Annotated in this window: 12 protein-coding genes; 3 read left to right on the forward strand and 9 right to left on the reverse strand. The window is 68.2% G+C overall.

From position 1 onward, the window contains the following. A partial coding sequence (locus tag AC1D2K_RS15455) for a sodium-translocating pyrophosphatase (protein WP_478089713.1) occupies positions 1-2,146 on the reverse strand: 2,146 nt, incomplete at its 3' end. A gap of 252 nt (positions 2,147-2,398) precedes the next feature. Between AC1D2K_RS15455 and ppa the strand changes: the two genes are divergently transcribed. After that, positions 2,399-2,926, forward strand: a complete 528-nt coding sequence (ppa, locus tag AC1D2K_RS15460) for an inorganic diphosphatase (protein ID WP_478089714.1) — start codon at positions 2,399-2,401, stop codon at positions 2,924-2,926. Here the strand turns inward: ppa and AC1D2K_RS15465 are convergent. From AC1D2K_RS15465 to AC1D2K_RS15490, 6 genes are all read right to left on the reverse strand, one after another. Continuing rightward, a complete protein-coding gene (locus tag AC1D2K_RS15465; protein ID WP_478089715.1) occupies positions 2,916-6,056 on the reverse strand; it encodes a CusA/CzcA family heavy metal efflux RND transporter in 3,141 nt (1,046 codons plus the stop codon). The genes ppa and AC1D2K_RS15465 overlap by 11 nt on opposite strands. Before the next feature lie 12 nt (positions 6,057-6,068). Beyond that, a complete protein-coding gene (locus AC1D2K_RS15470) occupies positions 6,069-7,340 on the reverse strand; it encodes an efflux RND transporter periplasmic adaptor subunit (protein WP_478089716.1) in 1,272 nt (423 codons plus the stop codon). Next, positions 7,337-8,611, reverse strand: a complete 1,275-nt coding sequence (locus tag AC1D2K_RS15475; protein WP_478089717.1) for a TolC family protein — start codon at positions 8,609-8,611, stop codon at positions 7,337-7,339. Before AC1D2K_RS15475 ends, AC1D2K_RS15470 begins: the two co-directional genes overlap by 4 nt. A gap of 72 nt (positions 8,612-8,683) precedes the next feature. Next, positions 8,684-9,037, reverse strand: coding sequence for a cobalt-zinc-cadmium resistance protein (locus AC1D2K_RS15480; RefSeq protein ID WP_478089718.1), 354 nt, complete (start codon positions 9,035-9,037; stop codon positions 8,684-8,686). A gap of 49 nt (positions 9,038-9,086) precedes the next feature. Then, the gene (locus tag AC1D2K_RS15485; protein ID WP_478089719.1) at positions 9,087-10,346 is read right to left on the reverse strand and encodes a GNAT family N-acetyltransferase; all 1,260 of its coding nucleotides are present in this window, start codon (positions 10,344-10,346) and stop codon (positions 9,087-9,089) included. Next, complete coding sequence (locus AC1D2K_RS15490; RefSeq protein WP_478089720.1) at positions 10,343-11,257, reverse strand: DMT family transporter; 915 nt, start codon at positions 11,255-11,257, stop codon at positions 10,343-10,345. The genes AC1D2K_RS15485 and AC1D2K_RS15490 overlap by 4 nt, the downstream gene beginning before the upstream one ends. A 167-nt stretch (positions 11,258-11,424) precedes the next feature. Here AC1D2K_RS15490 and AC1D2K_RS15495 point away from each other — a divergent pair, with 167 nt between their 5' ends. Then, the gene (locus tag AC1D2K_RS15495) at positions 11,425-13,119 is read left to right on the forward strand and encodes an NAD+ synthase (protein WP_478089721.1); all 1,695 of its coding nucleotides are present in this window, start codon (positions 11,425-11,427) and stop codon (positions 13,117-13,119) included. After that, complete coding sequence (locus AC1D2K_RS15500) at positions 13,116-13,454, forward strand: P-II family nitrogen regulator (RefSeq protein WP_286368035.1); 339 nt, start codon at positions 13,116-13,118, stop codon at positions 13,452-13,454. Before AC1D2K_RS15495 ends, AC1D2K_RS15500 begins: the two co-directional genes overlap by 4 nt. A gap of 132 nt (positions 13,455-13,586) precedes the next feature. On the opposite strand, the gene AC1D2K_RS15505 is transcribed toward AC1D2K_RS15500, so the two are convergent. Both AC1D2K_RS15505 and AC1D2K_RS15510 read right to left on the reverse strand, forming a co-directional pair. Then, positions 13,587-14,177 carry an LOG family protein gene (locus tag AC1D2K_RS15505; RefSeq protein WP_478089722.1) on the reverse strand — a complete coding sequence of 197 codons (591 nt, stop codon included), beginning with the start codon at positions 14,175-14,177 and terminating at the stop codon, positions 13,587-13,589. A gap of 18 nt (positions 14,178-14,195) precedes the next feature. Further along, positions 14,196-14,370: diacylglycerol kinase (locus tag AC1D2K_RS15510; RefSeq protein ID WP_478089723.1), on the reverse strand; the 175-nt coding region annotated here is incomplete at its 5' end.

A 14,370-nucleotide genomic window follows, 5' to 3' on the forward strand; every position in this document is an offset into this window, starting at 1 on the left:
GTGCGGTGACGGGCGGCGGGGCCGCGGGTGCGGTGACGGGCGGCGGGGCCGCGGCCGGCGCCGTCATCGCACCCGCATCGCCGGCGTGGAACTTGACCACCAGCGGCACGATCAGGAGCGCCACGATGTTGATGATCTTGATCAGCGGATTGACCGCCGGGCCGGCCGTGTCCTTGTAGGGGTCGCCGACGGTGTCGCCGGTGACCGCCGCCTTGTGCGCCTCGGAGCCCTTGCCGCCGTGGTGGCCGTCCTCGATGTACTTCTTGGCGTTGTCCCAGGCCCCGCCGCCGGTGCACATCGAGATCGCGACGAACAGGCCGGTGACGATGGTGCCCATCAGCAGGCCGCCCAGCGCCTTGGGTCCGAGCACCAGGCCGACCACGATCGGCACCACCACGGGCAGCAGCGAGGGGATCATCATTTCCTTGATCGCCGCCCCGGTCAGCATGCTCACGGCGCGGCCGTATTCGGGCTTCCCGGTGCCTTCCATGATGCCGGGGATCTCGCGGAACTGACGGCGCACCTCCTCGACGACCGAGCCGGCCGCGCGGCCCACGGCTTCCATCGCCATCGCGCCGAACAGGTAGGGGATCATGCCGCCGATGAACAGGCCGACGATCACCATCGGGTCGCTCAGGTTGAAGCTGATCGCCAGCCCGTAGCCTTCGAGCTTGTGGGTGTAGTCGGCGAACAGCACCAGTGCCGCGAGGCCGGCCGAGCCGATGGCATAGCCCTTGGTCACGGCCTTGGTGGTGTTGCCCACCGCGTCCAGCGGGTCGGTGACGTCGCGAACGCTGGCCGGCAGCTCCGACATCTCGGCGATGCCGCCGGCGTTGTCGGTGATGGGGCCGTAGGCGTCGAGCGCCACCACGATGCCCGCCATGCTGAGCATCGCGGTGGCAGCCACTGCGATGCCGTAGAGGCCGCCCAGCGTGTACGAGGCCAGGATCGCGATGCAGACGCAGATCACCGGCCAGGCGGTGGAACGCATCGAGACGCCGAGGCCGGCAATGATGTTGGTGCCGTGGCCGGTGGTCGAGGCCTGCGCGATGTGCCTGACCGGCGAGTACTGGGTGCCGGTATAGAACTCGGTGATCCAGACCAGCGCCGCGGTCAGCGCCAGGCCGACGAAGCAGGCGCCGAACAGCTTCAGCTGGCTGCCCGAGGGTGCGATGGCGTTGTCCGGGATCAGCCAGCTGGTCACGAACCAGAAGGCGATCAGCGACAGGATGCCCGCCACCGCCAGGCCCTTGTACAGCGCCGGCATCACGTTCACCATGCCCGGCGAGGCCTTGACGAAGAAGCAGCCGATGATCGACGCGATGATCGACACGCCGCCGAGCGCCAGCGGGTACATCACCGCATTGACGGGCGCCGCCGTCACCATCAGCGCGCCCAGCACCATGGTCGCGATCAGCGTCACCGCATAGGTCTCGAACAGGTCGGCCGCCATGCCGGCGCAGTCGCCGACGTTGTCGCCCACGTTGTCGGCGATCACCGCCGGATTGCGCGGGTCGTCCTCGGGGATGCCGGCCTCGACCTTGCCCACCAGGTCGGCGCCGACGTCGGCGCCCTTGGTGAAGATGCCGCCGCCGAGCCGCGCGAAGATCGAGATCAGCGAGGAGCCGAAGGCGAAGCCGATCAGCGGATTGAGCAGGTTCGCGAGGTTCTTGTCCGGCGTCAGCGCGCCGTTGCCGGCGAGGAACCAGTAGAAGGCCGAGACGCCCAGCAGGCCGAGCCCCACTACCAGCATGCCGGTGATGGCGCCGCCGCGGAAAGCCACGTCCAGCGCCGGGCCGATGCCCTGGGTCGCGGCCTGCGCGGTACGCACGTTGGCGCGCACCGACACATTCATGCCGATGAACCCGCAGGCACCCGAGAGCACCGCGCCGATGATGAAGCCGACCGCCGTGGTGACGTCGAGAAAGATCCCGATCAGGATCGCCAGCACGATGCCGACCACCGCGATGGTGCGGTACTGCTTGGCCAGATAGGCCGCAGCGCCGGTCTGGATCGCGGCTGCGATCTCCTGCATTCGGGCGTTGCCCGGGTCCTTGGACAGAATCCAGCTGCGCGCCCAGAAACCATAGCCCACGGCCACCAGGCCGCAGACGATGGCGAGGACGAGAGGGGTGTTGCCAGTCATGCCTTGCTTCTCCAGTCGTTCGTTGTAACTAATGGAGACGAAAGCCCGACCCTGTGCGCAACGCGTACGGGACAGTGCTTCCGCCGCGTTGCTTCCTCGAAGCCCCGGTGCCGCGAAGGGCAGGGACCGATTGGCCAACGTAGGCAATTTACAGGCAAAAGTGACTTTCTGTGCGACCGTGCTGTGACATGGAAAGTAAACTTCGGGTTTGTCCGCATCCCTCTAACACTTTCAACTACTCCAAGACAGACCATGTCCCTCGGCCAAGTTTCCCCCGGCAAAGACGCCCCCGAAGCCTTCAATGTCGTCATCGAGATCCCGATGAACGCCGACCCGATCAAGTACGAAGTCGACAAGGAATCCGGCGCGATCTTCGTCGACCGCTTCATGACGACCGCGATGCACTACCCGACCAACTACGGCTACGTGCCGCAGACCCTGTYGGGCGACGGCGATCCGGTCGACGTGCTGGTGATCACGCCCTGGGCGCTGGTGCCGGGCGTGGTGGTGCCCTGCCGGCCGATCGGCATCCTGATGATGGAAGACGAGGCCGGCGTCGACGGCAAGGTGCTCGCCGTGCCGACCGACAAGGTGCTGCCGATCTACAGCCACTGGAAGAAGGTCGAGGACGTGAATCCGATGCGCCTGAAGGCCATCACCCACTTCTTCGAGCACTACAAGGACCTGGAAGCCGGCAAGTGGGTCAAGGTGCTGGGCTGGGAAGGCATCGATGCCGCCAAGAAGGAAATCATGGACGGCATCGCGAACTTCAAGAAGTAGGGTCGTCGGCCTCGCGCCGATGCGCCAGACGGTACAGCAGCGGCAGCACCAACAGCGTCAGCGCGGTCGACGACAGGATGCCGCCGATCACCACCGTGGCCAGCGGCCGCTGCACCTCGGCGCCGGTGCCCGTGGCGATGGCCATCGGGACGAAGCCCAGCGACGCCACCAATGCCGTCATCAGCACCGGCCGCAGCCGGGTCAGCGCGCCTTCGTGGATGGCCTGGTCGAGGCTGCGGCCCTCGTCGCGCAGGTTGCGGATGAACGACAGCATCACCAGCCCGTTGAGCACCGCCACGCCTGACAGCGCGATCAGCCCGACCGCGGCCGAGATCGAAATCGGGATGTCGCGCAGCCACAGCGCAACGATGCCGCCGGTCAGCGCGAACGGGATGCCGGTGAAGACCAGCAGCCCGTCCTTCAGGTTGCCGAACATCGCGAACAGCAGCACCAGGACCAGCAGCAGTGCCACCGGTATGACGACCTTGAGCCGCGCCGTCGCCGATTCGAGCTGCTCGAAGGTGCCGCCCCAGGTGTTCCAGTAGCCGGTCGGCAGCTTGACCCCGGCCTGCAGCGCCGCCTCGGCTTCGGGCACGAAGCTGCCGATGCTTCGGCCCTGCACGTTGGCGCTGACCACGATGCGGCGCTTGCCGTTCTCGCGCGAGACCTGGTTCGGCCCGGGCGCGATCTCCAGCGTGGCGAGCTCTGACAGCGGCACGAAGGCGCTGCGGCCGTTGCCGTCCTTCGGCAGCGCGATCGGCAGCCGGCCCAGCGCCTCGATGTCGCCGCGCACCGACTCCGGCAGCCGCACGACGATGTCGAAGCGGCGGTCGCCCTGGAAGAAGGTGCCTGCTTCCTTGCCGCCGATGGCGATCGAGACCGCCTCCTGCACCTCGTTCATGTTCAGGCCGTGGCGCGTGGCCTTGGCGCGGTCGATGTTCACGCTGAGCATCGGCAGTCCGGTGGTCTGCTCGACCTTCACTTCCGTCGCTCCGGGGACCGCCTGCAGCACGGCGGCGATGCGGTTGGCGGTGTCGTTCAGCACCTCGTTGTCGTCGCCGAAGACCTTGACCGCGACGTCCGAGCGCACGCCCGAGATCAGTTCGTTGAAGCGCAGCTGGATCGGCTGCGAGAACTCGTAGTTGTTGCCCGGCAGCTGGGCGACCTCCTCGCGCACTGCGGCCAGCAGTTCTTCACGCGTCCTGCGCGGCGTGGGCCACTGCGACTCGGGCTTGAGCATGATGTAGCCGTCGGAGATGTTCGGCGGCATCGGGTCGGACGCGATTTCCGCCGTCCCGGTGCGCGCGAAGATGCGTTCGATCTCGGGAAACTTCTGCTTCAGCCGCTCTTCGATGCGCGCCTGCATCTCGACCGATTGCGTGAGGCTGGTGCCCGGTATGCGCAATGCCTGGATCGAGAAATCGCCTTCGTTCAGATTGGGCACGAACTCCCGGCCCAGCCGGCTCCCCGCCAGCAGCGACAGCGCCACGATCACGACCACGGCCGTCAGCACCACGGGGGTGTTGGCGATGCTGTGACGCAGTGCCGGCGCGTACCAGCGCCGGGCCCATTGCATCAGCCGGTTCTCCTTCTCGGCGACCTTGTCGCCGATGAACAGCGCGACCGCCGCCGGCACGAAGGTGACCGAGAGGACCATCGCGCCGACCAGCGCGATCACGACCGTGAAGGCCATCGGCTGGAACATCTTCCCCTCGACGCCGGTGAGCGCGAAGATCGGCAGGTAGACGATCATGATGATCAGCTGCCCGAAGATCAGCGGGCGCCGGGCCTCCTTGGATGCCGCGAACACCTCGTGGAAGCGCTCCGAGCGCGTCAGCGGCCGGCCGTGGTGCGCCTGGGCATGGGCGAGCCGCCGCACGCAGTTCTCGACGATCACCACCGCGCCGTCGACGATGATTCCGAAGTCCAGTGCGCCCAGGCTCAGCAGGTTGGCGCTGATCCGGTAGTGCACCATGCCGGTGAAAGTGAACAGCATCGAGAACGGAATCACCAGCGCGGTGATGATCGCCGCGCGGATATTGCCCAGGAACAGGAACAGCACCGCGATCACCAGCACCGCACCTTCGAGCAGGTTCTTCTTCACGGTGGCGATGGCCTTGTCGACCAGCACCGTGCGGTCGTAGACCGTGACCGCCTTCACGCCGGGCGGCAGGTTGCGGTTGATCACGGCCATCTGCCGGTCGACCGCCTGCGAGACCGCGCGGCTGTTTTCCCCGAGCAGCATGAAGACCGTGCCGAGCACCACTTCGCGGCCGTTCTCGGTGGCCGCGCCGGTGCGCAGTTCCTGCCCGATCGATACCTCGGCGACGTCGCGAATACGCACCGGCTGGCCCTGCGCGCTGCCGACGATGATCTCGCGCAGGTCGTCGATCGATTTCACCTGGCCCGGCGCGCGCACCAGGTACTGTTCGCCGCGCCGCTCGATGTAGCCGGCGCCGACGTTGGCGTTGTTGCGCTCCAGTGCCGTGACCACGTCCTGGAGGCTCAGGCCGCGCGCGGCGAGGCGCTCCAGGTCGGGCGCCACCTGGAACTGCTTGTCGAAGCCGCCGATGGTGTTGATCTCCGTGACGCCCGGCACGTTGCGCAGTTGCGGCTTGATGACCCAGTCCTGGATCTCGCGCAGGTCGGTCGGCGTGTAGGGGGTGCCGTCGGGCTTCCTCGCATCGTCATCGGCCTCCACAGTCCACAGGTAGATTTCGCCGAGGCCGCTGGAGATCGGGCCCATGGTGGGCGTCACGCCGTCGGGCAGCTTGTCCCTGGCCTCCTGCATGCGCTGGTTGACGAGCTGGCGTGCGAAGTGGATGTCGGTGCCGTCCTTGAAGATCACGGTCAGCTGCGACAGGCCGTAGCGCGACAGCGACCGGGTCTGTTCCAGGCCCGGCAGCCCGGCCATCACCGACTCGATCGGGTAGGTGACGCGCTGCTCCATCTCGAGCGGCGAGTAGCCGGGCGCCGAGGTGTTGACCTGCACCTGGACATTGGTGATGTCCGGTATCGCGTCGATGGGCAGGCGCCCGTAGTTGTAGATGCCGAGGGCGCTCATTCCGAGCACGGCGAGGATCACCAGCCATCGCTGTTCGATGGCGAAGCGTATGAGGCGTTCGAACATGTGTCTCGCGCCTCAGTGGGTGTGGCTCGCGCCGGCTTTGCCGAGCTCGGACTTGAGGACGTAGGTGTTCGAGCTGGCGTAGCGGGCGCCCGGCTCCAGGCCCTGCGTGATCTCGACGAAAGGACCACCCCTGCGGCCCAGGGTCACCGGCTGCGCGACGAAGCCGCCGGGCACGGCCAGGAAGACCACGCTCCGGTCGTCGAGCGTCTGCACCGCATCGGCGCGCACGGTCACCGGCGCCTCGGCCTCCTGCGTGATCACGGTCACCGTGACGAACAGCCCGGGCCGCCACGCGAGCTGCGGATTGGCCAGTGTGACGCGCGCCTTCGCGGTGCGCGTCTGTTCGCCGATCAGCGCGCCGACATAGGACACGGTGCCCTCGGCCTTGACGCTGGAAGCCGTGGAGCTCACGAGCACCTTGCCGCCGACGCGGACGCGGTCGATGTCCTGCGCGGGCACGGCCATCTCGGCCCACACCGAGGAGAGGTCCGACAGCGTGAAGACACTGGCGTCCTCGCGCACCGCCTCGCCGAGCGCCATGTGCTTCTCGACGATGGTGCCCTCGAAAGGCGCGCGCAGCTCGAACTGGTTCAGCGCGCCCGACGCATTCGCAGCGCCGCCGACCGCGCCGAGCTTCTGCTGCGCGTTCTGCAGTGCGATCCGCGCTTCCTGCAGCGCCGTACGGGCCTGCAGATAGTCCTGCTCGGCCGAGATCTTGTCCTTCCAGAGTTTCTCTTCTCGCTCGTAGGTCGAGCGGGCGAGTTCGAGGCGCCGCTGCGCGGTCAGCAGTTCGCTGCGCTGCTCGGACAATGCGGAGCTGGCGATCACGGCCAGCAGCTGGCCCTTGCGGACCTGCTGGCCCAGTTGCACGGGCACGCTTTCGACCACTCCAGCGAGCCGCGGCACCACGTGGGCGGTCCGGTCCTCGTTGAAGCGGATCTCGCCCGGCAGCTGCAGCGTGACCTGCACGCGGGCGCTGCCGGCCACCTGCTGTTCGATGCCGGCGGCCTCGATCTGCCCGGCGGAGAGTTCGACCCTTTCCTGTTTTTCTTCCGTTGCGCCGTGGGCGTTCGCCTTGTCGCCATGGCCTTGGGACTCCTTGTGGCCGGCGGCGGATTCCTTGCCGTGGTGCTCGTGGTCGTCATGGCCGGCGGCTTCTTCATGCCCATGGCCCGCACCGGCGCTTTCCGGCGAGCCTCCGGTCATCCGCATGGCGGCGCCCGCGAGCGCGCCCAGGATCACGATGGCCGCGATCGCGACCTTCTGCTTGTTCGAGAGTGTCATTTCGCTGCCTGTTCGTGGGGTTGGCGACCGAGAATCCGGTCGAGGGTCGTGGCGGCCTGGTAGGCGCTGGTCACGACATCGACATAGCGCACGCGCGCCTGCAGCAGGCTGCGCTGGGCGTCGAGCACGTCGAGGAAGCCGAACTTGCCGGCCTCGAAGCCACGCGTCGCCGCGTCGTGTGCCTGCTGTGCGGCCGGAAGGATCGTGGCCTTCAGCATCTCGGCCGACGCGCGGGCGCGCGCGAGGCGGCTCGACGCCTGCTGCACCTCATTCACGAGCCGGGTGCGCGCCGCCCGCAAGTCGTCCTCGGCCTTGGCCGCGCGGCTGCTGGCGGCCTGGAGCCAGCCCTGGTTGCGGTCGAACAAGGGCAGGGGCACGGTGAGTCCCACGATGGCCTGCGTGATCTGCGTCTCGTTGAGCCGCTTGGTCCCGACGTTCAGCGTGAGGTCCGGGTACTGCTTGCTGCGCTCGACGTCCACGCCGGCCTGGCGTCTTTCGAATTCGAGCCGGCTCGCCGTCAGCGCGGGCGAGGTATCGAGTTCGGCCAGCAGCTGCTGCACCCCGGGCCGCACCGGCCAGGCATCGAGGTCGCCGCGCACCTGGGCATAGGCCAGTTCGGGGCTGCCCCAGAACGAGGCCAGAGCCTGTCGCGCGGTTTGCAGTTCGGCTTGCGCATCGGCCAGTTCCAGCGCGGCGTTGGCCTGTTCCACCCGCGCTCGGGTTTCGTCCACCGGCGAGATCTTGCCGGCCGTGACCCTGCGGGCCGTGACTTCGGCGCCGCGGGCGGCGAGGTCGGCCGAACCGGCCGCGAGCGTCACGCGCTCTTGCGCCACCAGCACGCGAAAGAAGGCCGCGACGAGCTCGGCGCGCAGATCGGCCTGCGCTCCGGCCAGTGCGGCGCGGGCCAGGTCGGTTGTTCGCTCGGCTTCCGCCACGCGCGCGGCGCGCTTGCCACCGAGCTCGAGCGGAATGTTGAGCTGGGTGGTCGTGGTTCGAAAGGCCTGGCGCTCGTCCTCGACCAGCAGGGCCAGTTCCGGATTCGGCAGCAGGCCGGCCTGCTGCCGCTCGCCTTCGCTGGCCTCGATCTCGCGGCGGGCCGCCGACACGCTCGGGCTGTAGGCCTCCGCGAGGGCCGAGGYCGTCGCCAGGGTCAGCGCATTCGCAGGATCGTGGCTGCGGGAAGTTGAAGAAGAAGTCTCAGGCTGGGCCTGGACGTGGAAGGGACTGGACAAGGCGGCCGCCAGCCCGAGCGGCCATAGAAGTCTTCGCATCGAATCTCATGAGGGTTGAACCAGAGGATTCGGCGGGACGGAAACGGGGATGTGTGTTGCGCGTCTCGCCGGTCAAGCGAGACGGGGCCACTGAGGCCGGTCGGGTGCGCGCGGCTGCGCGGACAGGTAGTGCTGCGGCGGCACCGACGCGCGCCCTGGCCTGAGGTCGGGTGCGTGGGTCGAGCCGTCCGATGCCGGCAGCGGCAGCGCGCAGGACGCGTGGCAGGCGCCGCAGTCGTTGTCGAGCAGACCCTGGCCCGAGGCGGCCTTCTGCGGGTCGGCCTGATGAAGGTGGCCGTGATGTCCGATGTGTGTCGCGTGGCCCGGATTGCTCTCGTGAGCGCAATAGGCGCTGGCACTGGCCCAGGTCAGCTGCAGGGGCAGCAGCAGCGCGAGCAGGAACCAGAATCGGTGCAATCGGGACATCGGCGCGGAGTATAGAAGGGGGCCGCTTGTCCCTGCGCCGCCCAGGCCTTCATTCGTCGTGGCGAAACGGGCTGCGTTCGCCCAGGTGGTCCAGGTAGTTCTCGATGCCCGCGCCTTCGCGCTCCAGGAAGCGCTCCACCGCGTCGGCGAAGGACGGGTGTGCCAGCCAGTGCGCACTGGTGGTGCGCACCGGCATCAGCGCGCGCGCCATCTTGTGCTCGCCCTGCGCGCCGCCCTCGAAGCGCCCGACGCCGTGCGCGATGCACCACGCGAGCGGCTGGTAGTAGCAGGCCTCGAAGTGCAGGCAGTCCACACGCTCGAGCGCACCCCAGTAGCGGCCGTAGGCGATCAGCGGCGCCGGCGAGTCGTCGGCGCCGCCGAGGCCGGCCGACAGCGCGATCAGGCTGGCCGCGATCGGTCGGCCCTCGCGCTCGGCGATGAACAGCAGCCAGGCCTCCGGCATGTCGGAGGCCATCCGGTGGAAGAATTCGCGGTTCAGGTAGGGCGGGTTGCCGTGCTCGCGGTAGGTGCGGTCGTAGCAGCGATAGAAGAAATCCCAGTCCGCACCGCTGATGTCCGTGCCGCGCGACCAGCGAAAGCTCACCCCGGCGTCGTGCACCTTGCGGCGTTCCTGGCGGATCTTCTTGCGCTTGTCGTGCGACAGGCTGGCGAGGAAGGCGTCGAAGTCCTTCCATGGGCTGGTTTCCCCGCCGGGCAGCGAGGACACGTCAGTGCCGAGCGTGGGGGCCGTGGTCCCCCCACCGGGCAGCCCCGCGGGGGCTGCATTGATCCAGTGGAACTGGACCGTGTGGCGCAGCATCAGTCCGGCTTCGGCGCAGGCGGCGATGTCTTCGTCGGCGCCGAACAGCAGGTGCAGCGAGGACAGTGCTTCCTCCTTGCACCAGGCGACCGCGGCCTGCACCAGCAGCAAGCGGCTTTCCGCGTCGAGCGCCAGGAGGCGGGCGCCCGGCACCGGCGTGAACGGCACGGCGGCGACCGCCTTGGGGTAGTAGGCCAGCCCATGCTGCTGGTAGGCGTTGGCCCAAGCCCAGTCGAAGACGTACTCGCCGTAGGAGTGGTCCTTGACGTAGAGCGGGCAGGCCGCCGCGAGCTGCTTGCCCCGCCACAGCGTGATGAACTGCGGCGTCCAGCCGTTCGCAGGCGAGGCGCAGCCGCTGGCGTCCAGGGCGCACAGGTAGGCATGGCGCATGAAGGGGGAGGGGGCGGACTGCAAGGCCAGCAAGCCGTCCCAGGCCGCCGGGTCGATCTCGGTCGGCGAGCGGTGGATGCGGACGATCGGAGTGCTCAAGGGTGTTCCGTCTTGCGCTTGCCGGCCCCGAAGGACTCGGCGATGTAGATGCCGCCCAGCACCAGGGCCAGCGCCACCGCGTGATAGGCCGACAGTGGCTCGCCGAGGATGAGGACGGCCAGCAGCGGCCCGAAGATCGGCACCAGGTTGAGGAAGACGCCGGCGCGCGCCGGCCCGATCAGCGTCACGGCGTGGATGAAGGTGACCTGCGAGATGAAGCTGGGCAAGAGCCCGATGAACAGCACCAGCGCCACGCCCTTGCCGGTCGGGATGAAGAATTGCCCCAGCGCGATTTCCGCGGCGACGAGCGGCAGCGAGACCACGCAGGCCACCGCGGCGGTCGCCGCAAAGAAAACGATCGCGGGCACCGCGGGGCGTCGCCGCAGCCCCAGGGCATAGCCGGCATACAGCAGGCAGGCGACCACGATCCAGACATCGCCGATGTTGAAGGCCAGGTCGGCCAGCAGCGCGAGTTGACCGCGCGAGGCCACGACCGCGATGCCGCCGAGCGTGAGCACCACGCCGATGATCTGCAGGGCCGTGATCCGGGTGCCGAAGAAGAAGAAACTGCCGATCAGGACGAGCACCGGAATGGTGCCCTGGATGATCGCGATGTTGATCGCCGTCGTGTGATGGGCCGCCGCATAAAAAAGCGCATTGAAGCCCGTGAAGCCAAGGGCCCCCATCAGCGTGATCGAGCGCCAGGACGGCAGCAGCGCGCGCCAGTGCTCGGCGATGGGCTGCCTCGCGGTGATGGCCAGCGCGGCGCAGCAGACGATCCAGCGCGAGAAGGTCAGCATCATCGGCGACACCTCGCCCACCGCCAGCCGCGCGGCCACGGCGTTGGCGCCCCAGATCAGGGTGGTGCACACGAGCAGCAGGTAGGCCTGGCCCTGAGGCCTGGGAAGCACGGAGTCGAAGAAGCTGGCGAAAGAGGAACCTGGGCGCATCGCCCTCCGAGGGTAACAGGGCAAGCCGCCCGAGGCCGGCCGTACGGCGCGCGGCCGCCGGGCCCGGGCCGTCGGGGCGAGCGGCAGGCCCCGATGACATAATCATCCAGCCCTTTTCCTGCTCTGATATGACCCTGAAACTTGCCATCGCGCAGCTCAATTTCGTGGTGGGCGATCTCGCCGGCAACGCGCGCAAGATCGTCGACGCGGCGCGCGACGCCTACGGCCAGGGCGCGCGCCTGCTGCTCACGCCCGAACTGTCGATCTGCGGCTATGCGGCCGAGGATCTGTTCCTGCGCCCGGCCTTCGTCACCGCCTGCGACGACGCGGTGCGCGCCGTCGCCGCCGAACTGGCCGATCTCGACGGCATGGTGGTGGTGGTCGGGCATCCCACGGGCGGCAGCCTGCGCAGCCGGTCGGTCGCGGTGCAGTTGCGCCACAACGCCGCCAGCGTGCTCAGCGAGGGGCGCGTTCTCGACACCTATGCCAAGCGCGAACTGCCGAACTACCAGGTGTTCGACGAGCGCCGCTATTTCACGCCGGGCGAGGGCGTCTGCGTGTTCGAGGCCGGTGGCGTCTCGGTCGGCCTGCTGATCTGCGAGGACGCCTGGTTCGACGCGCCGGCCCAACTCGCGAAGGAGGCCGGCGCCGAGGTCCTCGCGGTCATCAATGCCTCGCCCTTCCATGTCGGCAAGGAAGGCGAGCGCATCGTGCGCATGGCCGAGCGCGCCAGGACGGTGAATTTGCCGCTGGTCTATGCCCATCTCGTCGGCGGCCAGGACGAAGTGGTGTTCGACGGCGCCTCCTTCGCCCTCGAGGCCGATGGCGCAACGGCGCTGCAGGCTGAGAGCTTCAAGGAGCGCCTGGTCTTCGCACAGCTCGAACGCCGCGCTGCCGGCGTCGGCTTCGCGCGCAGCGGCGCAGCCATTGCCGCCCCGCGCGACGCCGAGGCTCAGCTCTGGGATGCGCTGGTGGTGGGCGTGCGCGACTACATCGGCAAGAACGGATTTCCCGGCGCGATCCTCGGGCTGTCCGGCGGGATCGATTCGGCGCTGGTGCTGGCGATCGCGGTCGATGCGCTCGGACGCGACCGCGTGCGCGCCGTGATGATGCCGTCGCCCTACACCGCGGACATCAGCTGGATCGATGCGCGCGAAATGGCCAAGCGGCTCGGCGTGCGCTATGACGAGATCTCGATCAAGCACACTTTCGAATCGTTCCGGGGCGTGCTGGCCGAGGAATTCAAGGGCCTGGCCGAGGATGCGACCGAGGAGAACCTGCAGGCCCGCATCCGCGGCACGCTGCTGATGGCGCTGTCGAACAAGTTGGGCTCGATCGTGCTGACCACCGGCAACAAGAGCGAGATGGCGACCGGCTACTGCACGCTGTACGGCGACATGGCGGGCGGCTTCGCGGTCATCAAGGACCTGCTCAAGACGACGGTGTTCGCGCTGGCGCGCTGGCGCAATGCCCACGATCCGTACGGCACTGGCGCCGAGCCGATCCCCGAGCGCATCATCACCCGGCCGCCGAGCGCCGAGCTGCGGCCCGACCAGACCGACCAGGACAGCCTGCCGCCCTATGACATCCTCGACGGCATCCTGGCGCGCTACATGGAAGACGACGAGGGCATCGACGAGATCATCGCGGCGGGCTACGAGCGCGCCGTGGTCGAGCGGGTGGCCCGCCTGATCAAGATCAACGAGTACAAAAGACGCCAGGCGCCGGTGGGTATCCGCGTCACCCATCGCAGCTTCGGCAAGGATTGGCGCTACCCTATCACCAGCAAGTTCAACGAAACCGCCGGAAGAAAGACCGTATGAAGCAAATCACCGCCATCCTCAAACCGTTCAAGCTCGATGACGTGCGCGAGGCCCTGGCCGAGGTCGGCGTCACCGGGCTCACCGTGACCGAAGTCAAGGGCTTCGGCCGACAGAAGGGGCACACCGAGCTCTACCGCGGCGCCGAGTACGTGGTCGATTTCCTGCCCAAGATGCGCGTCGAAGTGGTGGTCAACGAGGCGGACGTCGAACGCTGCGTCGACGCCATCGTCAGCGCCGCGCGCACCGGCAAGATCGGTGACGGCAAGATCTTCGTCACGAACGTCGAGCGCGTCGTGCGCATCCGCACCGGCGAAGAAGACGAAGCCGCTGTATAAGCTCGCCCCCAGGTTGCTCGGCACTTCGTGTCCGGGCGCCCACCCCATACCGGGGGCGACACCGGCGGCCCGGCGAAGCCGGGCCCGCGGTGTCCCACCAACGAGGGCCTGGCTGCGCCGGCCCCCGCGCGATCAAAGGACTTCTGCGAGTTTGTCCCCCTTGGGGTGACGGCTCGCCTCTTCGGCCAGGGCTTCCAGCAGGGCGGTGGTGTCGGTGCCGGTGCGCACCAGGTCCATCTGCCAGTCGTTCATGAAGCCTTCGCGCACACTGTTGGCCAGGAAGGCCAGCATGCCGTCGTAATAGCCGCCGACGTTGAGGATGCCGACCGGCTTGTCGTGGTAGCCGAGTTGGCGCCAGGTCCAGATCTCGAACAGTTCCTCGAAGGTGCCGATGCCGCCCGGCAGCGCCAGGAAGGCGTCGGCGCGTTCGCCCATCATGGCCTTGCGCTCGTGCATCGTGTCGACCACATGCAGTTCGTCGCTCTGGCGGTTGGCGAGTTCCTTGTCGACCAGGGCTTTCGGGATGATGCCGACCACGCGGCCGCCGGCTGCACGCGTGGCCTCGGCCACGGTGCCCATGAGGCCGGTCCGGCCACCGCCATAGACCAGTTGTCCGCCGCGCTCGCCGATCCAGCGGCCGACCGCTTGCGCCACGGTCGTGAATTCAGGTCGCTCGCCGGGGCGCGAGCCGCAATACACGCATATCGAAAAAGAGGGAGTCATCCCGCAATGATGCCGCGCTTATGTGAAGCGTTGCCACAGTGCCGCGATCCAGACGCCGCTGCACAGCAAAATGGACAGCAGCACGGCAGCGCTTCCGAGGTCCTTGGCGGCCTTCGACAGCGAATGCCATTCCGGGCCGATGCGGTCGATGGCGGCTTCGACCGCGCTGTTGAGGAGTTCGACGATCAGCACC

It is taken from the genome of Variovorax sp. P1_H12_2 (assembly GCF_056405335.1).